This is a genomic window from Streptomyces sp. NPDC056503 (assembly GCF_042794995.1).
Lineage (GTDB): Bacteria > Actinomycetota > Actinomycetes > Streptomycetales > Streptomycetaceae > Streptomyces.
Genome location: NZ_JBHTST010000051.1, coordinates 14,878 through 35,319, shown reverse-complemented (window position 1 = coordinate 35,319; position 20,442 = coordinate 14,878). Strand labels below are relative to the sequence as shown.

The 20,442-nt window shown below is 74.6% G+C and carries 14 protein-coding genes; 13 read left to right on the top strand and 1 reads right to left on the bottom strand.

Going from position 1 to position 20,442, the window contains the following annotated elements; translation table 11 throughout:
* Positions 1–96: 96 nt before the first annotated feature.
* Positions 97–3,324 (top strand): beta-N-acetylglucosaminidase domain-containing protein, encoded by a 3,228-nt coding sequence (locus ACFQ8C_RS17620; RefSeq protein ID WP_383458038.1) that lies wholly within the window; start codon positions 97–99, stop codon positions 3,322–3,324.
* 81 nt (positions 3,325–3,405) lie between these two features.
* Here the strand turns inward: ACFQ8C_RS17620 and ACFQ8C_RS17615 are convergent, their stop codons facing one another.
* The gene (locus ACFQ8C_RS17615; protein ID WP_043230089.1) at positions 3,406–3,969 is read right to left on the bottom strand and encodes an HNH endonuclease; all 564 of its coding nucleotides are present in this window, start codon (positions 3,967–3,969) and stop codon (positions 3,406–3,408) included.
* A 240-nt stretch (positions 3,970–4,209) separates the two neighbouring features.
* Here ACFQ8C_RS17615 and ACFQ8C_RS17610 point away from each other — a divergent pair, with 240 nt between their 5' ends.
* The 12 genes from ACFQ8C_RS17610 to ACFQ8C_RS17555 all read left to right on the top strand — a co-directional run bounded on the left by ACFQ8C_RS17610 (position 4,210) and on the right by ACFQ8C_RS17555 (position 20,408).
* On the top strand, positions 4,210–5,292 hold the full coding sequence (locus ACFQ8C_RS17610; RefSeq protein WP_383458009.1) for a mechanosensitive ion channel family protein: 1,083 nt from the start codon (positions 4,210–4,212) through the stop codon (positions 5,290–5,292).
* Positions 5,293–5,505: 213 nt separating this feature from the next.
* A complete protein-coding gene (locus tag ACFQ8C_RS17605) occupies positions 5,506–6,714 on the top strand; it encodes an ROK family protein (RefSeq protein ID WP_383458007.1) in 1,209 nt (402 codons plus the stop codon).
* Positions 6,715–6,769: 55 nt separating this feature from the next.
* A complete protein-coding gene (locus tag ACFQ8C_RS17600; RefSeq protein WP_383458004.1) occupies positions 6,770–8,116 on the top strand; it encodes an ABC transporter substrate-binding protein in 1,347 nt (448 codons plus the stop codon).
* A gap of 145 nt (positions 8,117–8,261) precedes the next feature.
* Positions 8,262–9,143, top strand: a complete 882-nt coding sequence (locus ACFQ8C_RS17595; protein ID WP_383458035.1) for a carbohydrate ABC transporter permease — start codon at positions 8,262–8,264, stop codon at positions 9,141–9,143.
* Positions 9,144–9,146: 3 nt separating this feature from the next.
* A complete protein-coding gene (locus tag ACFQ8C_RS17590; protein ID WP_383458002.1) occupies positions 9,147–10,049 on the top strand; it encodes a carbohydrate ABC transporter permease in 903 nt (300 codons plus the stop codon).
* Between the two features lie 7 nt (positions 10,050–10,056).
* The gene (locus ACFQ8C_RS17585; RefSeq protein WP_383458000.1) at positions 10,057–11,322 is read left to right on the top strand and encodes a 6-phospho-beta-glucosidase; all 1,266 of its coding nucleotides are present in this window, start codon (positions 10,057–10,059) and stop codon (positions 11,320–11,322) included.
* Entirely contained in the window at positions 11,313–12,287 is a 975-nt protein-coding gene (locus ACFQ8C_RS17580; RefSeq protein WP_383457997.1) for an N-acetylglucosamine kinase, read from the top strand. The genes ACFQ8C_RS17585 and ACFQ8C_RS17580 overlap by 10 nt, the downstream gene beginning before the upstream one ends.
* 301 nt (positions 12,288–12,588) lie before the next feature.
* On the top strand, positions 12,589–14,034 hold the full coding sequence (locus tag ACFQ8C_RS17575; RefSeq protein ID WP_383457994.1) for a hypothetical protein: 1,446 nt from the start codon (positions 12,589–12,591) through the stop codon (positions 14,032–14,034).
* 11 nt (positions 14,035–14,045) lie between these two features.
* On the top strand, positions 14,046–15,077 hold the full coding sequence (locus tag ACFQ8C_RS17570; RefSeq protein ID WP_383457991.1) for a glutamate ABC transporter substrate-binding protein: 1,032 nt from the start codon (positions 14,046–14,048) through the stop codon (positions 15,075–15,077).
* A 32-nt stretch (positions 15,078–15,109) separates the two neighbouring features.
* Complete coding sequence (locus ACFQ8C_RS17565) at positions 15,110–16,387, top strand: hypothetical protein (protein WP_383457989.1); 1,278 nt, start codon at positions 15,110–15,112, stop codon at positions 16,385–16,387.
* Complete coding sequence (locus ACFQ8C_RS17560) at positions 16,384–18,933, top strand: tetratricopeptide repeat protein (RefSeq protein WP_383457986.1); 2,550 nt, start codon at positions 16,384–16,386, stop codon at positions 18,931–18,933. The genes ACFQ8C_RS17565 and ACFQ8C_RS17560 overlap by 4 nt, the downstream gene beginning before the upstream one ends.
* A gap of 2 nt (positions 18,934–18,935) precedes the next feature.
* Positions 18,936–20,408: a PP2C family serine/threonine-protein phosphatase gene (locus ACFQ8C_RS17555; protein WP_383457983.1), complete on the top strand. Its 1,473-nt coding sequence runs from the start codon at positions 18,936–18,938 to the stop codon at positions 20,406–20,408.
* Positions 20,409–20,442: the final 34 nt, after the last annotated feature.

Below are 20,442 nucleotides of genomic sequence, written 5' to 3'. Positions count from 1 at the left end.
GGTCGTAACCCGCTCGTTACCAACCGGCCGGGCGGGACCCGCTCCTGACGGACCGGCGGGTCCCGGCCCAGGCGAAGGGAGATCCCCGTGACCCCCGTGCGTCCGGGACGCGGACCGCGTACGGCGACCGCGGTCGCCGCCGCCGTGATCGGCGGACTCCTCGGCGGTGCCGTGCCCGGCTCGGCGGGCGCCGCCCCGCTCCCGGTGGCGGTGCCCGATCTGGCGTCCGCCCCCCAGGGGCCCGCGCGGGCCCCTGGGGGGCCCTCGGCGAGCCCGGGCGTGCCCACGCCCAGGACCGGCTCCCCGCGCGTGGCGCCGCCGGTGCCCGCCGTGTGGCCCCGGCCGCAGTCGCTGACGGCCTCGGGGGCCGCCGTGCGCCTCGGGGAGCGGGTGACGCTGGTCGCGGACCGGGACGCCGATCCGTCCGCCCTCGCGGCGCTGCGGAGGCTGCTCGCCGACGCCGGGGTGCGGACCGTGCACGAGGGGCTGCCGGGCGCGGGCCCGGTGGTCCGGGTCTCGGGGCCCTCCGGAGAGGCGGCGCGGGAGGCGCTGGCCTCCTTCGGGGTGGCCGAGCGGGCCGATCTGCCGTCCGGCGGCTACCGGCTGGCCACCGGCCGCTTCGGCGGGCGGGACACGGTGGTGCTGGACGGGACGGGCGAGGACGGGCTCTTCCACGCGGTGCAGACGCTCCGCCAGCTGCTCGGCGAGGGCCCGGACGGCGTCGGCCGCGAGGTGCCGGGCGTCGTCGTCAGGGACTGGCCGGGCACCGCCGAGCGGGGGCTCGCGGAGGGCTTCTACGGCACGCCCTGGACGACGGAGCAGCGGCTGGCGATGGTCGACTTCCTCGGCCGCACCAAGCAGAACCGCTATCTGTACGCGCCGGGTGACGACCCGTACCGCGCGGCGCAGTGGCGCGAGCCCTACCCGGAGGCGCAGCGGGCGGGGTTCCTGGCGCTGGCCGAGCGGGCCCGGGCCAACCACGTGACGCTGGGCTGGGCGGTGGCGCCCGCGCAGTCGATGTGCCTGTCGTCGGACGCGGACGTGGCGACGCTCGCGCGGAAGCTGGACGCGATGCGGGAGCTCGGCTTCCGCTCCTTCCAGCTCCAGTTCCCCGACGCCGGGTACGGCGAGTGGACCTGCGACGAGGACGCCGACGCGTTCGGGCGGGACGCGGCGGGCGCGGCGCGGGCGCACGCGCGCGTGGCGAACGCGGTGGCCCGGCACCTCGCCGAACACGCCCCGGACGCGGATCCGCTGACGGTGCTGCCGACGGAGTACTACCAGGAGGGCACCAGCGAGTACCGCTCGGCCCTCGCGAGCGCCCTGGACCCGCGCGTGCGGGTGGCGTGGACGGGCGTCGGGGTGGTGCCGCGCACCATCAGCGGCACCGAACTGGCCGGGGTGCGGGCGGCCCTGGGGCAGCGCCCGCTGGTCACCATGGACAACTACCCGGTGAACGACTACGCGCAGGACCGGCTCTTCCTGGGCCCCTCCCGGGGCCGGGAGCCGGCGGTGGCGGCCGGTTCCGCCGCCTACCTGGCGCATGCGATGGAGCAGCCCGCCGCCTCCCGGATCCCGCTGTTCACCACCGCCGACTTCGCCTGGAACCCGCGCGGCTACCGGCCCGGGGAGTCCTGGCGGGCGGCCGTCGCCGACCTCGCGGGTCCCGAGCCGGCCGCCCGGGCGGCGCTCGGCGCCCTGGCGGGGAACGCGGCCTCGTCGATCCTCGCCCCGGACGCCGAGTCGGCCGGCCTGAAGCCGCTGATGAGCGCCTTCTGGTCGGCCCGGGCCGCGGGCTCCGCGGCGGCGCGGGAGAAGGCGGGCGGTGAGCTGCGGGCCGCGTTCTCGGTGATGCGGGAGGCGCCCGAGCGGCTGGCCGGAACGGCGGACGGCGCCCTGAACGCCGAGGCCGGGCCCTGGCTGGAGCAGCTGTCCCGCTACGGGGCGGCGGGCGAGGCGGCCGTCGACATGCTCCTCGCGCAGGCGCGCGGGGACGGTCCCGCGGCCTGGCAGGCGCAGCTGCGCCTGGAACCGCTGCGCCCGCGGATCGCGGCGAGCGGGGCGACGGTCGGCGACGGGGTCCTGGATCCGTTCCTGGACCGGGCGGCGAAGGAGGCGGCGGCGTGGACCGGCGCCGACCGGGACCCGGAGCGTTCGGTGGACCGGGCCACGGGTTCGTACACGGTGAAGCTGGACCGGGCGCGTCCGGTGGAGTCGGTGACGGTGCTGACCGGGAAGCCCTCGGAGGGGGCCTCCGGGGACGGCGGGGGGCCGGGCGCGGAGAAGGCCGCACACGCGCGCGTGGAGGCGTTCGTGACGGGCGAGGGGTGGCGGCCGCTGGGGCCGCTGGACTCCTCCGGCTGGACGCAGACCGAGTTGAAGGGGCTGCGCGCGGAGGCGCTGCGGATCGTCTGGGACGGCGAGGGCCCGGCGCCCGACGTGCGGTCGCTGGTGCCGTGGTTCGCCGACGGCCCCCGGGCCGGTCTGGAGCTGGCCCGCACCGTGACGGACCTGGAGGCCGGTGGCCCGGCGGGCCGGGTGGACCTGGAACTGACGGGGCGGCGGGCGGCCGAGGTCCGGGGCCCGCTGACCGCGAGGCCGCCGAAGGGGATCACCGTACGGCTGCCGGGGGAGGCCTCGGTGGAGCGCGGCGGCACGACGACGGTGCCGATGGAGGTGTCGGTGGCGCCGGGCACGCCGTCCGGGGAGTACCGGGTGCCGGTGTCGTTCGCGGGCGAGGAGCGGGTGCTGACCGTGCGGGCCTTCCCGCGTACGGGCGGCCCCGACCTGGCCCGGTCGGCGACGGCCTCCTCGTCGGGCGACGAGACGGCGGACTTCCCGGCGGCGCTGGCGGTGGACGGCGATCCGGCGACCCGCTGGTCCTCGCCGGCGGAGGACGGCGCCTGGTTCCAGCTGGAGCTGGCCGAACCGGCCCGGATAGGGCAGCTGGTGCTGCACTGGCAGGACGCGCACGCCTCCCGCTACCGGGTGCAGGTCTCGGCCGACGGCCGGAACTGGCGGACCGCGGCGACCGTCACGGACGGGCGGGGCGGCCGGGAGTCGGTGCGGATGGACGCGGCGGACACCCGTTTCCTCCGGATACAGGGCGAGCGGCGGGCGACGCCGTACGGCTACTCGCTCTGGTCGGTGGAGACCTACGCGGTGACGCCCCCGGAGCCGCCGAAGACGCCGGAGGCGCCGAAGACGGAGGAGACGAGGGAGACGAGGGAGACGAGGGAGCCCGAGCGGGAGGCCCCGGAGGGAACCGTGCCGGAGACGGAGGTGCCGGAGGGGGACGCGCCGGAGGAGGGCGCCGCGCCCTGAGCGGCGGCGCCCTCGTCTCCGTACCCGCTCCGCCCGCCGCGAAGGGCCCGGCCGGCCCCGGGAACGCGGAAGGCCCGGATCTCAGCCGGTCGTCAACGCCCCCGCGGGGGTGTCGGCGACGGAGTCGATCCGGGCCATCGCGTCCTCGGCGCCGTACGGCGTGAGGTAGGGCAGCCACCGTGGGTCCCGGTGGCCGGTCCCGATGATCCGCCAGGCCAGGCCGGTCGGCGGCGCGGGTTGGTGGCGCAGCCGCCAGCCGATCTCCCGCAGGTGCTTGTCGGCCTTGAGGTGGTTGCAGCGGCGGCAGGCCGCCACCACGTTCTCCCAGGCGTGCGTCCCTCCCCGGCTGCGCGGGATGACGTGGTCGACGCTGGTCGCCACTCCCCCGCAGTACATGCAGCGCCCGCCGTCGCGTGCGAAGAGGGCCCTGCGGGTCAGGGGAACGGGCCCCCGGTAGGGGACCCGCACGAAGCGCTTCAGCCGTACCACGCTGGGCGCGGGGACGATCTGATGCTCGCTGTGCAGGAAGGCGCCGGACTCCTCGATGCAGAGGGCCTTGTTCTCCAGAACGAGGACGAGTGCGCGGCGGAGCGGTACGACGCCCAGGGGCTCGTACGACGCGTTGAGGACCAGGACATGCGGCACGGATGCCTCCTATGGCGCCGGCGGCGCGTGGCTCGCGCCGGGACGAACTGCTCTCAGTCTCTCCTCATGCCTGGTCGGAGCGCCACCACGTTCCCGTGATCGCGGGTGGCGGGCCGGACGTGTTCTCGACCACATCGGCATGTCTTCCGGGTATGTGCCCGGGTGAGGTCGGTCTCTCCCTCGAACAGGGCAACGGGTGCACGTCCGATGCCCCGTTAGGGTGGATGGCCTGCGTACGCGATGCCTGGAGGTTGTCCCGTGTCCTGGTCCGTCCTGGCCGCCGCCACCGAACCCGAGCCCATCCCGGTGACTCTGGACGAGGCGGCGGAGAAGGCCACCAACGCGGCGAGCTGGGTGGAGGAGAACTGGTCCACCTGGCTGAACACCGGTCTGCGCATCCTGCTGATCGTGGTCGTCGCCCTGTTGCTGCGGTGGGCCGTCCGGCGCGCCCTGACGAAGCTGATCGAGCGGATGAACCGCTCCGCCCAGGCGGTGGAGGGGACGGCGCTCGGCGGACTGCTCGTCAACGCGGAGCGCAGGAGGCAGCGGTCCGAGGCGATCGGTTCGGTGCTGCGGTCGGTGGCGTCGTTCCTGATCCTGGGCACGGCGGGGCTGATGGTCCTGGGCGCCTTCGACATCGATCTGGCGCCGCTGCTGGCCTCGGCCGGTGTGGCCGGTGTGGCGATCGGCTTCGGCGCGCGGAACCTGGTGACGGACTTCCTCTCGGGCGTCTTCATGATCCTGGAGGACCAGTACGGCGTCGGCGACTCGGTCGACGCGGGGGTGGCCTCGGGCGAGGTCGTCGAGGTCGGGCTGCGGGTGACGAAGCTGCGCGGGGTCGACGGCGAGGTCTGGTACGTGCGCAACGGCGAGATCAAGCGGATAGGGAACCTGAGCCAGGGCTGGGCGACGGCGGCGGTGGACGTGACGGTCCGGCCGACGGAGGACCTGGACAAGGTGCAGGCCGTGATCGCGGCGGCGGGCGAGGCGATGGCCGAGGCCGAGCCGTGGAACGAGCGGCTGTGGGGTCCGGTGGAGGTCCTCGGTCTGACCGAGGTGCTCCTCGACTCGATGACGGTCCGGGTCTCGGCGAAGACCATGCCGGGGAAGAAGCTGGGCGTGGAGCGCGAGCTGCGCTGGCGGATCAAGCGGGGCCTGGACGAGGCCGGCATCCGGATCGTCGGCGGGCTGCCCGCGCAGGCGGAGGAGGCCTCGGCCGATCCGACGGCCGGCATGGCGGCGCCCTCGGTGTTCTCGAACGCGGCCTCGCCGCAGTCGGCGGCGGCCACCCCGCTGCCGAGGACGGACCTCAACAAGTCCTGACCCCTCCCTCCTCACGGGCTTCGACGCCCCCGGCGGCACCCCTCGGGTTGCCGCCGGGGGCGTCTCGTGTTCCGGGGTATTGACGGCCCGGTGGCGGCCGTCCTACCGTCCTCCCACCGGATAGGAAACTTTCCTAACAGTGTGGTGGGGAGAGCGGCCGCCGGCAGGCGCCACAATGGGCCTCCCGACATCGAAAGGGCAGGTGCGACGGTCATGGCAGGTACCCAGGGAACCCCTGGCACCCCGCGCGTCCTGCGGGCCATGAACGACCGCGCCGCGCTCGACCTCCTCCTGGAGCACGGCACCCTCTCGCGGACCCGGATCGGCAAGCTCACCGGCCTCTCCAAGCCGACCGCCTCCCAGCTCCTCGCCCGCCTCGAAGCCGCCGGCCTGGTCCGCGCCACCGGCACCACCGAGGGCCGCCCCGGCCCCAGCGCCCAGCTGTACGCCCTCGACCCGGGCGCCGGGTACGCCGCCGGGCTCGACGTCAACCAGCACCGCATCCGCGCCGCCGTCGCCGACATCACCGGCGCCGTCACCGGCGAGTACGAGCTCCGCACCGGAGGACGGACCGGCGACGGGGTGGTCCGGCAGGTCACCGCCGCCCTCGACGGCGCCGTCAAGGCCGCCGGTCTCACCCGGGGCGACGTCCGGCGCCTGGTCATCGGCACCCCCGGCGCCTTCGACCCGGCCACCGGACGGCTCCGGTACGCCTCGCACCTGCCCGGCTGGCACTCCCCCACCCTCCTGGAGGAGCTGGCCGCGGTCCTGCCCATGCCCTTCGAGTACGAGAACGACGTCAACCTGGTGGCCATCGCCGAGCGGGCCGTCGGCGCCGCCCGCGGCCACGAGGACTTCGTCCTGCTGTGGAACGAGGAGGGCCTCGGCGCCGCCCTCGTCCTCGGCGGCCGGCTGCACCGGGGCTTCACCGGCGGCGCCGGCGAGGTCGGCTTCCTGCCGGTCCCCGGCACCCCGCTGGTCCGCCAGGTCACCAAGGCCAACTCCGGCGGCTTCCAGGAGCTCGCCGGCGTCCAGTCCGTGCCCCGGATCGCCCGCGAGGCCGGCATCGACACCCCCGACCACCCCTACGTGCCGGTGGCGTCCGGACTGCTCGCCCGGGCCGCCGAGACCCCCGACGAAGGGCCGTACGCGGAGCTGCTCGACCGCTACGCCGAGCGGCTCGCCACCGGTCTCGCCTCCCTCACCGCCGTCCTCGACCCCGAACTGATCGTGCTCTCCGGGGACGTCCTCGTCGCCGGCGGCGAACCGCTGCGGGCCCGCGTCCAGGCCGAGCTCGCCGACCTCGCGGCCTCCCGGCCGCGGCTCGTCCTCACCTCCGTCCCCCGCGAACCCGTGCTGCGCGGGGCGCTGGAGAGCGCCCTCGCCACCACCCGCGACGAGGTCTTCGACACCTCGCGCTGACCCGCGCCACCGCTTCCGCCCTTCCCCTCACCCGCCCGCCCAGGGAGACATCGCCATGCCCGCACGCCCGCGCAGAGCCGCAGCCGCGCTCGCCGCCACCGCCTCCATCGCCCTCTTCGCCTCCGCCTGTACCGGCTCCGCCGGCACCGCGGCGAGCGACGACCCCAAGGCCGAGACCACGATCACCTTCTGGCACGGCTGGTCGGCCCCGTCCGAGGTCAAGGCGATCGAGGAGAACGTCGCCCGCTTCACCCAGGCCCACCCGAACATCAAGGTGAAGATCGTCGGCAACATCAACGACGACAAGCTCGGCCAGGCGCTGCGCGCGGGCGGCTCCAACGGCCCCGACGTGGTGGCCTCCTTCACCACGGCCAACGTCGGCAAGTTCTGCCACACGGGCGCGCTCGCCGACCTCAAGCCCTTCGTGGAGAAGGACAAGCTGGACCTCGACAAGATCTTCCCGAAGGTCCTCCAGGAGTACACGCAGTTCGAGGGCAGGCGCTGCACGCTGCCGCTGCTCTCCGACGCGTACGGGCTCTACTACAACAAGGACGCCTTCCGGCAGGCCGGCCTCGACCCCGAGGCGCCGCCGAAGACCTGGTCCGAGTTCACCGAGGCCGCCAAGAAGCTGACGAAGGCCAAGGGCGACACGTACGAGCGGCTCGGCTTCATGCCGAACTACCTCGGCTACGAGACGGTCGTCTCGCACTACATGTCGCAGTGGGGCCACAGCGGTTACTTCGGCCAGGACGGCAAGTCGACGGCGGCGTCGGACCCGGCGTTCGCCGAGATGATGACGTACCAGAAGTCGCTGGTGGACGCGCTCGGCGGCTTCCAGAAGCTGGACAGGTACCGCACGACCTTCGGTGACGAGTGGGGCGCCAAGCACCCCTTCCAGACCGGCCAGGTCGCCATGCAGCTGGACGGCGAGTGGCGGCTGAACTTCATCAAGGAGGCGAAGGTCCCCTTCGAGGTCGGCGTCGCGCCGCTGCCGGTCGCCGACGACGAGGTCGCCGAGTACGGCAAGGGCTACCTCTCCGGCACGATCATGGGCATCGCGCCGCAGAGCAAGAAGCAGAACGCCGCCTGGGAGCTGGTCAAGTACATGACCACGGACACCGAGGCGGTGGTGGACTTCGCCAACGCCATCGGGAACGTCCCCTCCACCCTGGAGGCCCTGAAGTCCCCGGACCTGAAGTTCGACGCCCGCTTCAAGACCTTCCTGGACATCGCCCGGCACCCGAAGTCCACCACCTCGGACGGCGCGGTGAACGGCTCCGCGTACCAGGACACCCTCCAGAAGTTCGCCCAGCAGTACGAGAAGGGCCAGGTCACCGACCTGAAGAAGGGGCTCGCCGACACCGCCGCCCAGATCGACCGCGACATCGCCGCGGCGAAGTGACGGCCGGATCCCACCCATGAGCACGGACACCCTGCCCGCGAAGGAGGCGGCCTCCCCGGCCGCCTCCGGCCCCGGCTCCTCCGCCGGGGGGCGGAACACGCTGCGGTCGAGGCGCCGGCGCAACGCCCTGCGGACGCTGGCCTTCATGTCGCCCTGGCTGATCGGCTTCGGCTTCTTCTTCGCCTACCCGCTCGTCTCGACCGTCTACTTCTCGCTGATGAAGTACGACGGGCTCAACGCCCCCGAGTGGCGCGGCACGGACAACTGGGAGTACGTCTTCACGTCCTTCCCCCAGTTCTGGCCCGCCCTGCAGAACACCCTCTGGCTCTGCGTCGTCATGGTGAGCTGCCGGGTCGTCTTCGGACTCGGCGTCGGCATGCTGATCACGAAGATCAAGACGGGGGCCGGAATCTTCCGCACCCTCTTCTACCTGCCCTTCCTGGCCCCGCCGGTGGCGGCGACGCTCGCCTTCGTCTTCCTGCTCAACCCCGGCACCGGACCGGTCAACGCGCTCCTGGAGGGCATCGGCCTCCCCGCCCCCGCCTGGTTCACCGACCCGGCCTGGGCCAAGCCGGCCCTGACCCTCCTCGCCGTCTGGGGCATCGGCGACCTCATGGTCATCTTCATGGCCGCCCTGCTCGACGTCCCCAAGGACCAGTACGAGGCCGCGGAGCTGGACGGCGCGAACTCCCGGCAGCGGTTCCGGCACATCACGCTGCCGAACATCTCGCCGATCATCCTCTTCGCGGTCGTCACCGGGATCATCGGCGCGATGCAGTACTACACGCAGCCGATCGTGGCCTCGAAGGTCGCCTCGGGCGTGATGGGCGGCTCCGGCGTCACCTTCGTCCCCGGCTATCCGGACGACTCCACGCTGACCCTGCCGCAGCTCGTCTACAGCCTCGGCTTCAGCCAGTTCAACTACGGCGCGGCCTGCGTGGTGGCGCTCGTGCTCTTCGCCTTCTCCATGGCCTTCACCGCGCTGCTCATGCGCCGGCGCGGCGGCCTGATCGGCTCGGGTGACTGAACCATGACCCTCACCGCCACCGACCCGGCCGCCACCGCCCCGGCCTCCGGCACCGCCGGGGCAGCCGGCAGGCGGGCCCGCCGCAGGGCCCTGCTGCACTGGATCGCCGTGCACTCGCTCGGGATCGCCGCCGCCCTCTTCTTCGTGCTGCCGTTCGTCTTCGTCGTCCTCACCTCGCTGATGAGCGACCAGCAGGCGCTCACCCGGGACCTGACGCCGGACTCCTGGCACGGGGGCAACTACCTCAAGGTCTTCGAGACCGAGGGCTTCCTCACCTGGTGGAGGAACTCGCTGCTGTACGCCGGGCTCGGCACCGTCCTCGTCGTGGTGTCGTCCGTGCCCGTCGCCTACGCGCTCGCCAAGTTCCGCTTCCGCGGCCGGCACCTGTCGCTGCTCCTGGTGATCTCGATGATGATGCTGCCGCCGCAGGTCGTGATCATCCCCATGTACCTGTTCTGGGCCAAGCAGATGGACCTCTCCGGGACGCTGTGGCCGCTGATCATCCCGATGGCCTTCGGCGACGCCTTCGCCATCTTCCTGCTGCGCCAGTTCCTCCTCACCATCCCCGACGAGTACGTCGAGGCGGCCCGGATCGACGGCTGCGGCGAACTGCGCATCCTGCTGCGGGTCGTGCTGCCGATGGCGAAGCCGGCCATCGCCGCCGTCGCCCTCTTCCAGTTCTTCTCCTGCTGGAACGACTACTTCGGGCCGCAGATCTACGCCTCCGAGAACCCGGCCGCCTGGACGCTCAGCTACGGCCTGGAGTCCTTCAAGGGCGCGCACCACACCGACTGGAACCTGACCATGGCCGCGACCGTACTGGTCATGGCCCCCGTGATCCTCGTGTTCTTCTTCGCGCAGAAGGCGTTCGTCGAGGGAGTCACACTGACCGGAGTGAAGGGCTGATACGAGAATGAAGCTCGCTGTCGTGGGGGGCGGCTCCACCTACACCCCCGAACTGATCGACGGATTCGCGCGGTTGCGCGACACCCTGCCCATCACCGAACTCGTCCTCGTCGACCCGGCCGCCGACCGCCTCGACCTCGTCGGCGGACTCGCCCGGCGGATCTTCGCCAAGCTGGGCCACGACGGGCGGATCACCACCACCACCGACCTCGACGCCGCCGTCGAGGGGGCCGACGCCGTCCTCCTCCAGCTCCGCGTCGGCGGCCAGGCCGCCAGGAACCAGGACGAGACCTGGCCGCTGGAGTGCGGCTGCGTCGGCCAGGAGACCACCGGCGCCGGCGGCCTCGCCAAGGCGCTCCGCACCGTCCCCGTCGTCCTCGACATCGCGGAGCGGGTCCGGCGCACCAACCCGGACGCCTGGATCATCGACTTCACCAACCCCGTCGGGATCGTGACGCGCGCCCTGCTCCGGGCCGGGCACAAGGCCGTCGGGCTGTGCAACGTGGCCATCGGCTTCCAGCGGAAGTTCGCGAAGCTCCTCGACGTGGCCCCGTCCGAGGTCCACCTCGACCACGTCGGCCTCAACCACCTCACCTGGGAGACCGGCGTCCGGCTCGGCGGCCCGGACGGCGAGGACGTGCTGCCGCGGCTGCTCGCCGAGCACGGCGACACGATCGCCGCCGACCTGCACCTGCCCCGCCCGGTGGTGGACCGGCTCGGCGTCGTCCCCTCGTACTACCTGCGCTACTACTACGCGCACGACGAGGTGGTGGAGGAGCTGCGCACCAAGCCCTCGCGGGCGGCCGAGGTCGCGGCGATGGAGAAGGAACTCCTGGAGATGTACGGCGACCCGGCGCTCGACGGGAAGCCGGCGCTGCTCGGGAAGCGCGGCGGCGCCTTCTACTCGGAGGCGGCCGTGGACCTCGCGGCCTCGCTGCTGGGCGGCGGGGGCTCGCCGTACCAGGTGGTGAACACGTACAACAACGGCACGCTGCCGTTCCTGCCCGACGACGCCGTCATCGAGACGCAGGCGGCGGTCGGCCCCGGCGGGCCGGTGCCGCTGCCGGTCGCGCCGGTGGACCCGCTGTACGCCGGGCTGGTCGCGAACGTGACGGCCTACGAGGACCTGGCGCTCGACGCGGCCCTGCGCGGCGGCCGGGAGCGGGTCTTCAAGGCGCTGCTCGCCCACCCGCTGGTCGGGCAGTACGCCTACGCCGAGCGGCTCGCCGACCGGCTGATCGCCCACAACCGGGAGCACCTCGCGTGGGCGTGAACGGGACCCTGCTCGCGGTCGACGCGGGGAACAGCAAGACCGACGTGGCGGTGCTCGCGTCGGACGGCACCGTGCTGGGCTCCGCGCGCGGCGGGGGCTTCCAGCCCCCGCTGGTGGGGGTCGCGGCGGCGGTCGACGGGCTGGCGGAGATCGTGGGGCGGGCGGCGGCGGACGCCGGCGTCCCCCTGTCCTTCGCCCACGTCACCGCCTGTCTGGCCAACGCCGACCTGCCGGTCGAGGAGGCCGCGCTGGCGGAGGAGCTGCTGGGTCGGGGATGGAGCCGTTCGGTACGGGTCCACAACGACACCTTCGCGATCCTGCGGGCCGGGCTCGACGAGCCGCGCGGGGTGGCCGTGGTCTGCGGCGCGGGCGTGAACTGCGTGGGCATGACCCCGGACGGGCGGACCGCCCGCTTCCCGGCGATCGGGAAGATCTCCGGGGACTGGGGCGGGGGCGGCGGACTCTCCGAGGAGGCCCTGTGGTTCGCGGCCCGTGCCGAGGACGGACGGGGCGAGCCGACGGAGCTGTCCCGCGCGCTGCCGGCCCACTTCGGCCTGGAGTCCATGTACGGGCTGATCGAGGCGCTGCACCTGGACCGGATCCCGCACGCGCGGCGGCACGAGCTGGCGCCGGTGCTGTTCCGGGTGGCGGCGGAGGGCGACCCGGTGGCGCTCTCCCTGGTGCACCGGATGGCCGAGGAGGTCGTGGCCCTGTCGGCGGTGGCGCTCGGGCGGCTCGAACTGCTCGACGAGGAGGCCCCGGTGGTCCTCGGCGGCAGCGTGCTGGCCGCCCGGCACCCGCAGTTGGAGGCCCGGATCCGGGAACTCCTCGCCGTGCGGGCGCCGAAGGCGGTGCTGCGGTTCGTGACCGCGCCACCGGTGCTCGGCGCGGGGCTGCTCGCGCTGGACGAGACGGGGGCGGCGCCGGAGGCGGCGGAGCGGCTGCGGGGGCGGTACACGAGCTGACCCCACGGCCTGTTCACCTGTTCGAGCGATCCCCCGGGCGGAACCGATTCGGGGGATCCGGCGTATTCAGAGTGAAGGATGTGCGAAGGGGGTTCGAGGGGCGCCCGACGGATGTTCGAGGGGATTCCGGAGAGACGGCGAGGGGGCGCCGAGCGGGCGACGAGGGGGCTCGCCCGCGGAAGTCCGGTGGGAGTGGGGCACGATAGGCACAAGATCGTGTCATTCCCGGTGTGCGGGCGGGCCGCCTGCGGCCATACTGCTCGCCGGGGTCGATCGACGTCGAGACCGAGGGGGAGGTCACGTGACACAGCCACCGAGCGCGCCCGCCGCGGCGCACGCCCCGGCGGCCGCGCCCGCGCGACCGGCGGTGCCGGGACAGGTCTCGCGCGCCGCCGCCGTCGGGGCCGCTCCGCCGCCGCCCGCGCGGGGAGCGTGGGCGACCGGCCGCGAGGTGCTGCGCGAGGCCGCGACCACCGAGCCCGGCCGGCTGCGGATCCTGGGGGCCGTACTGGCGCTGCTCGTGCTGGCGCTGGGGACGGTCGCCGGACTCGAAGCCGCCGACCGGACCGCCTCCGCCGAGGACGTCGTGGGGCGCAGCCAGCCGCTCAGCGCCGACGCCGCCGCGATCTACCGCTCGCTGGCCGACGCCGACTCGACGGCCGCGGCCGGCTTCCTCGCCGGGACGCTCGAACCGGCCGAGTCCCGCGCCCGCTACGACCGGGACCTCGCCACCGCCTCCCGGCTCCTGGTGAAGGCGGCCGCGAACACCGACGGTTCGGACGAGTCGGCCCGCGAGATCACCGCGCTCAACGAGCTGCTGCCGCGGTACGCGGGGCTGATGGAGCGGGCCCGGGCGGCCAACCGGCAGGGCCTGCCGCTCGGCGGCGCGTATCTGCGGTACGCCAACCAGGAGATGACGACCCGGCTGCTGCCCGCCGCCGAGCGGCTCTACGCGGCCGAGACCGCCCGGCTCCACCGGGACGACGACGAAGCCCGCGCCTGGCCCTACCTGGCGCTCGGCGCCGGGGTGCTCGCCCTCGGCGTCCTGGTGTGGGCGCAGCGGCGGGAGTTCCGCCGGACCAACCGGGTGTTCAGCCGGGGGCTGCTCGCCGCCACCGCCGCCTCCCTGGTGGTGCTGCTCTGGCTCGCCGGGGCGCACACCGTGGCCCGGAGCGGTCTCGGCTCCGCGCGGACCGAGGGTCAGCAGTCGCTCCAGCTGCTCAACGAGGCGCGGATCAGCTCCCTCAAGGCCCGCGCCAACGAGAACCTGACCCAGGTCGCCCGGGGCGCGGTGCTCACCGAGGACGGCAAGGACGACAAGTACGAGGCCGAGTACGCGAAGGGCATGACGGCGCTCACCGACGCGCTCGCCCGCGCGACCCGGCTCGCCGACGACGAGGCCGGCAAGGCGCCGCTGACCGAGGCCACGGCCCGGGTCGGCGAGTGGCGGGAACGGCACGCCGCCGCCCGCGAGCTCGGCGAGGCCGGCGACTACCAGGCCGCCCTGGACCGGATCATCGGCCCGAAGGGGACGGCCGAGCCGAAGGAGTCGGCCGGCTGGTCCTCCGACCAGGTCGACGCGGCCCTGGAGCGGGCGCTCGCCCACGAGCAGGAGCAGTTCACCCGCTCCGCGCGCGGTGCGGTGGACGCGCTGACCGGGCTGCCGCCGGGGGCGGCCGCGCTCGGCGCCCTCGGCGCCCTCGCCGCCGTGCTCGGCATCAACCGAAGACTGTCGGAGTACCGGTGAGAGGGGGCGGAATGACACCCGACGGCGAGCCGGTGGCGCGGCGGGCGGCCCGGCGGCTGCGCGGCTGGGGCGGCGTGGCCGCGATGGGCGTGGCCTGCGCGCTGACCGCCTCCCTCACCCTGCTGCCGCTGACCCGGGACGCGGACGGCGCGGACGCGCCCACCGGCCCCTTCGGGCCGGGTCCCGGCGTGGGCACCGCCGTCCAGGTCAGGGCCGACACCTGCGAACACCCGGAGGCCTCGCTGCGGCCCTCGACGGCGGACGGACCGTCGGTCACCGCGATCAAGGAGCGGGGCAAGCTGATCGTCGGCGTCGACCAGTCCAGCTACCGCTGGGGCTTCCGCGACCCGGAGACCGGCACCCTGGAGGGCTTCGACATCGCCCTGGCCCGGGCGATAGCCAAGGACCTGCTGGGCAGCGAGGACGCGGTGGTCTTCCGCGCGGTGCCCACCAACCAGCGGATCGCGGCGCTGGACAGCGGCACGGTGGACCTCGTGGTCCGCACGATGACGATCAACTGCAAGCGGATCGGGCAGGTGGCCTTCTCCACCGCCTACTTCCAGGCCGGGCAGCAGGTCCTCGCGCCGAAGACCTCCCCGATCACCGGCCACGACGCCTCGCTGAAGGGCCGCCGCGTCTGCACCGCCGAGGGCTCCACCGCCCACGAGGCGCTGGAGGAGAAGTCCTTCGGCGCGGTCATCAGGGACGAGGGCGACGGCACCCCCGCCGACCGGAACCTGCTGACCGTGCCCAACCAGCTGGACTGCCTGGCCCGGCTCCAGATGGGCGAGGTCGACGCGGTCGTCACCGACAACGCGCTGGCGGCCGGACAGGCCGCGCAGGACCCGGCGGTGGAGCTGAAGGGGAAGCCGTTCACCGAGGAGTACTACGGCGTGGCCGCGAAGCTCGGCAACGACGACCTGGTGCGCCGGGTCAACAAGGTCCTGGAGGACTACCGCAAGGGCCGCTGGCAGGAGGCGTACGGGATCTGGCTGGAGGCGGGCCTGGGGAAGGCCGAGCCGCCCGAGCCGCTGTACAAGTAGGCCCGCACGAACCGAAGGAGATGAGGAGAGCGATGGGCGTCACGGGACCCCCTGGGCCGGTGATGGACCGGGACGAGGTGGACCGTGCGCTGGCGCGCCTCGGCGCGGAGCACAAGGCGGTCGAGGACTCGCTCCTCGCGCTCCAGGACCACGCGGGCCGGCGGCTCCTCGAAGGCGCCGGCCTCACCGGCACCACCCGGGAGCGCTGGGCGTCGACCGAGCGGACCATCACCGTGCTCTGGAACTGCTTCGACGCGTACACGGCGGCGCTGCGGGGGGCCCGCGAGGTGCGGTCGCGGCACAAGTGGCCGAACCGGGACGAGCTGGCCGAGCTGACCGAGCGGCTGCGCGGCGACTCGGTGCACGTGCCCGGCGGCGCCGGCGAACAGGCGCTGCTGGCCGAGCGGTTCACCCTCGACGGACTGGTCCGGCGGATGAACGAGCTGTACGCGGCCTCGCTCGACGTGGTGGTCACGGCGGACGCGGTGTGGTCGGCGCTGCCCGCGCGGATAGACCTGCTCGCCGCCGAACTGGGCCGGACGCGTTCGCTGGCCCACTCGGTGGGGGTGCGCCCCGGGGAGCACCCGGCCGGCGACGAGCTGGAGTCCATCACCGCCGAGCTGACCGAGCTGCGGTCCCTGGTGGTGACCGATCCGCTGGCGTTCTGGCGCCCGGCGGCCGGGAGTTCGGCGCCCGGCGGGGGCCGGCCGGACACCGTGCGGTACGACCGGGCGGCGCTCGCCCTGGAGGACGTGCGGCGGGAGATCGAGGCGGTCCTCGCGGTGCGGCAGGACTCCGAGGAGCGGCTGCTGCGGCTGCGGGACGTGCTGTCCCGGGCGGACCGGACGCTCGCGGAGGCCCGGGTGGCGCGCGGCGAGGTGCTCGCGAAGATCGCCGCCTCCGAGGTGCCGGCCGTGAGCGGACCGTCGACGGCGCTCCAGGAGCGGCTCCAGGCCGCCGCCGAGTACCGGCGCCACGCCCTGTGGCACCGGCTCTCGCCGCTCCTCGACGCGCTGGAGCGGGAGGCGGAGGAGGAGTTGCTGCGCGCCCGGGACTCGCTGACGGCGGTGACGGCGCCGCTCGCGGTGCGGGCGGAGCTGCGCGGCCGGCTCGACGCGTACCGGGCGAAGGCGGCCCGGCTCGGCGGGGCGGACGACCCGTTCCTGACCGAGCGGTACGACACGGCGCGCCGCATGCTGTGGAGCGCGCCCTGCGACCTGCGGGCGGCGGAGCAGGTCGTGCTGCGCTACCAGCGGGCGGTGGCGGACCTGCTGTCCGGTCCGTCGGACACGGAAGGACGACAGTGGTGAGCGGTCTCAGAGCGCCGGGGAGCTGCCAGCGGCCCACCTGCGAGGGCGCGTACGAGGACGTGGGCGGCGGCGAGCTGTACTGCGACACGTGCGGGCTCGCGCCGGTGGTGGCGCCGAGCGGACGGCTCCAGTCCAACCCGACCGGCCTGGCGGTGCCCGGCAAGTCCGGCACCGGCACCGGCACGGGTTTCGGCGCGCCGTCCGAGGCGACGGCCTGGGGCCCCGACTCGGCGTCCGCGCACAGCGGTTCGCGGGCGTCCTCGCGGGCCTCGTCCCGCTCGTCCTCCTCGCGCCGCTCGGTGTCCGGGCGGCTGTCGCGGGCGCTGTCCGGGCGGAGCACGGGCCGTTCGGTGTCGGTGCGCAGCTCGGGTTCGTCGACCGCGCAGTCGGCGCGGAAGCGACTGGGCGCGGGGCTCGTCACGATCCCGGAGGTGCCGCGCCCCGATCCGCGCGCGGCGGTGATGGCGGACCCCGAGGTGCCCGAGCGGAAGCGATTCTGCTCGCGTTCCGACTGCGGGGCGCCGGTGGGCCGTCCGCGCGGCGACCGGCCGGGCCGCACCGAGGGGTTCTGCACCTCGTGCGGGCACCCGTACTCCTTCGTGCCGAAGCTGCGGGCCGGTGACGTGGTGCACGGGCAGTACGAGGTGGCGGGGTGCCTCGCACACGGCGGCCTCGGCTGGATCTACCTCGCCGTCGACCGGGCCGTCTCGGACCGGTGGGTGGTCCTCAAGGGCCTGCTCGACACCGGCGACCAGGACGCCATGGCGGCGGCGATCTCGGAGCGCCGCTTCCTCGCCGAGATCGAGCACTCCAACATCGTCCGGATCTACAACTTCGTCGAGCACCTCGACCCGCGCACCGGCTCCCTCGACGGCTACATCGTCATGGAGTACGTCGGCGGCAAGTCGCTCAAGGAGATCGCCAACGACCGGCGGACCCCCGAGGGCCGGCGCGACCCGCTCCCCGTCGAGCAGGCCTGCGCGTACGGCATCGAGGCGCTGGAGGCCCTCGGCCACCTGCACAGCCGCAACCTGCTGTACTGCGACTTCAAGGTGGACAACGCCCTCCAGTCCGAGGACCAGCTCAAACTCATCGACATGGGCGCGGTCCGGCGGATGGACGACGACGAGTCGGCGATCTACGGCACGGTCGGCTACCAGGCGCCCGAGGTCGCCGAGGTCGGGCCCTCGGTCGCCAGCGACCTGTACACGGTCGCGCGCACGCTCGCGGTGCTCACCTTCGACTTCCAGGGCTACACCAACGTCTTCGCGGACTCGCTCCCGGAGCCGGAGCACATCGAGGTCTTCCAGCGGTACGAGTCCTTCTACCGGCTCCTGGTGCGGGCCACCGACCCGGACCCGGCGCGCCGCTTCGCCTCCGCCGAGGAGATGGCCGAGCAGCTGACCGGGGTGCTGCGCGAGGTCGTCGCCCTCCAGTCGGGGCGGCCGAGGCCCGCGCTCTCCACGCTCTTCGGCGCGGAGGTCCGGGTCACCGACACCGTGCTCTTCGCCGAGCAGACCGAGGACGTGTCGGTGCTGGGCGCCCGCCGCACCGGCCGGGCCCGGCGCTCCGCTCCCCCGGTCGCGGGCGTCCCGGCCGGGCAGGGCCTCGGCTCGCTGCTCGCCCCGCCCGACGTGGCGGCCACCGCGCTCGCGCTGCCGGTGCCGCGGGTGGATCCGGCGGACGCCAACGCCGGTTTCCTCGCCGGTCTGCTGGCCGCCGCGCCCGCCGAACTCCTCGGCGCGCTGCGGGCCGCGCCCGCCGACACCCCCGAACTGCGGCTGCGCGCCCTGCGGGCCCAGCTCGACCTGCGGGACCTGGTCTCCGCCGGGCAGACGCTGGGCGCCCTGGAGCAGTGGGACGCCGACGACTGGCGGGTGGTGTGGCACCGGGGCGTGGCCTCGCTGGTGGGCGGCGACCTGACACACGCGGCCCTCGCCTTCGACGCGGTCTACGACGCCTTCCCCGGCGAGCCGGCGCCCAAGCTGGCGCTCGGCGTCTGCGCGGAGGTGCTGGGCCAGCTCGACAACGCCGCCGAGTACTACCACCTGGTGTGGGCGACCGACCCCGGTTTCGTCAGCGCCGCCTTCGGGCTGGCCCGGGTGCGGCTCGCCGCCGGGGACCGCACGGGGGCGGTCGCCGCGCTCGAATCCGTACCGGAGTCCTCCATCCACTACACGGCGGCCCGGGTCGCGGCCGTCCGGGCCCGGCTGCGGCGGCGCCCGCCGCGCGAACCGCTCGGCGCCGACCTGACGGCGGCCGCCGCGCAGGTCTCCGCCCTCGGCGGCTTCGGCCTCGACCCGGTCCGCCGGGAGCGGTTGTCGACGGAGGTGCTCGGCACCGCCCTCGACTGGGTACTCTCCGGGAGTCCCGGTGCCGCGCCGGGCGGCGGGGAGCCGTTGCTCGGGAGCGCGCTGGACGAGAGCGGGCTCCGCTTCGGCCTGGAGCGCGCCTACCGGGTGCTGGCCCGGCTCGCCCAGCGGGGCGATGAGAGGATCGAACTGGTGGAGCGGGCCAACCGCTACCGCCCCAGGACGTGGGTGTGAGGATGGACCAGAAGCCCCAGCCGCCGGCACACGGCCTCGCCGTCTGCCCGGACCCGGAGTGCGCGGAGCCCGTGGACCCGAGGGACCGCTTCTGCGGGGCCTGCGGCCACGACCTGTCGGCCGCCGCGGAGCTGCCGGCCGGGCAGGACCGGCCGACCATGCCGATCGCCGCGCCCGTCTGGCCCGAGGCCCCGCCCCGGGACCCCGGCTCGCTGTCGACGCTGACCCAGCACCCGGGCGAGCTGCCCGGCACCGACTCGGGCGGGCGCGACCTGCCGACGGTGCCGGTCCGGACGGACGGCCCCGCGGCGCCGCCGCCGCCGACGACGCCGCCGAGCGGGGCGACGGTCCGGGGCGGAGGCGACTTCGAGCTGGCCGCGCCGGATCCGCGGGCCGCGGTGCGGGTGGAGCCGGACGCGGCCCCGGACGCTCCGGGCGCGGCCGCCGGCCGCCCGGACGCGGCTGCCGAGGCCGCCGTCGCTCCGGACGCCTCGGGTGCTCCGGACGCCTCGGGCGCTTCGGACTCCTCGGACGCCTCGGGCGCTTCCGGGGACGTGGCCGAGGGGATCTGCGTGGCCTGCCGGGCCGGGCGGGTCGACGGGGACGGCTACTGCGAGAACTGCGGGCACGCCCAGCCCCGCGAGCGCGACCACATGGAGCGGGAACTCGGCACGGTGGCCGCGGTGAGCGACCGGGGCCTGCGCCACCACCGCAACGAGGACTCGTTCTCGATCGCCGAGACCGGTCTGCCCGACGGCCGGCCGGCCACCGTCGCGATCGTCTGCGACGGCGTCTCCTCCGCCCACCGCCCCGACGAGGCGTCCGCCGCCGCGGCCCGCGCGGCCGGAGCCGTGCTCCGCGAGGCCCTGCCCCGCGGCACCCATCCGCAGCAGGCCATGCACGAGGCGATCGTCGCCGCCGCGGCGGCCGTCACCGCGCTGGCCGACCCCGACGGCGGGGGCCCCGACTCCCCCCACGGCGGCAACTCCCCCGCCTGCACCATCGTCGGTTCCGTCGTCACCGACGGACTGCTCGTCGTCGGCTGGGTCGGCGACAGCCGGGCCTACTGGGTGCCCGACGACCGCACCGCGCCGTCCGCCCGGCTCACCGAGGACGACTCGTGGGCGGCGCAGATGGTCAAGGCGGGCCTGATGAACGAGGCGCAGGCGTACGCGGACGAGCGCGCCCACGCCATCACGGGCTGGCTCGGCGCCGACGCGTACGAACTGGAGCCGCACACCGCCGCGTTCAAGCCCGACCGGCCCGGGGTCGTCGTGGTCTGCACCGACGGGCTGTGGAACTACGCGGAGGCGGCCGAGGCGATGGCCCGGGCCGTCCCCGCCGACGCGGCGGTCCGGCCGCTGCACGCGGCGCGGGTCCTCGTCGGCCACGCCCTCGACGGCGGCGGACACGACAACATCACGGTCGCGCTGACGCCGTTCGCGCCGACGCCCTCGGGGGCAGGCTCCTCCTGACCCCCCGTCACCAGCCGCGTCCGCACCGTCACCA

Bases quoted from the DNA above. Each gene is read 5' to 3' on its own strand.
- ACFQ8C_RS17610 (WP_383458009.1), top strand. From the start codon at position 4,210: ATGCCTGGAGGTTGTCCCGTGTCCTGGTCCGTCCTGGCCGCCGCCACC.
- ACFQ8C_RS17605 (WP_383458007.1), top strand. From the start codon at position 5,506: ATGGCAGGTACCCAGGGAACCCCTGGCACCCCGCGCGTCCTGCGGGCC.
- ACFQ8C_RS17600 (WP_383458004.1), top strand. From the start codon at position 6,770: ATGCCCGCACGCCCGCGCAGAGCCGCAGCCGCGCTCGCCGCCACCGCC.
- ACFQ8C_RS17595 (WP_383458035.1), top strand. From the start codon at position 8,262: ATGTCGCCCTGGCTGATCGGCTTCGGCTTCTTCTTCGCCTACCCGCTC.
- ACFQ8C_RS17590 (WP_383458002.1), top strand. From the start codon at position 9,147: ATGACCCTCACCGCCACCGACCCGGCCGCCACCGCCCCGGCCTCCGGC.
- ACFQ8C_RS17585 (WP_383458000.1), top strand. From the start codon at position 10,057: ATGAAGCTCGCTGTCGTGGGGGGCGGCTCCACCTACACCCCCGAACTG.
- ACFQ8C_RS17570 (WP_383457991.1), top strand. From the start codon at position 14,046: ATGACACCCGACGGCGAGCCGGTGGCGCGGCGGGCGGCCCGGCGGCTG.
- ACFQ8C_RS17565 (WP_383457989.1), top strand. From the start codon at position 15,110: ATGGGCGTCACGGGACCCCCTGGGCCGGTGATGGACCGGGACGAGGTG.
- ACFQ8C_RS17555 (WP_383457983.1), top strand. From the start codon at position 18,936: ATGGACCAGAAGCCCCAGCCGCCGGCACACGGCCTCGCCGTCTGCCCG.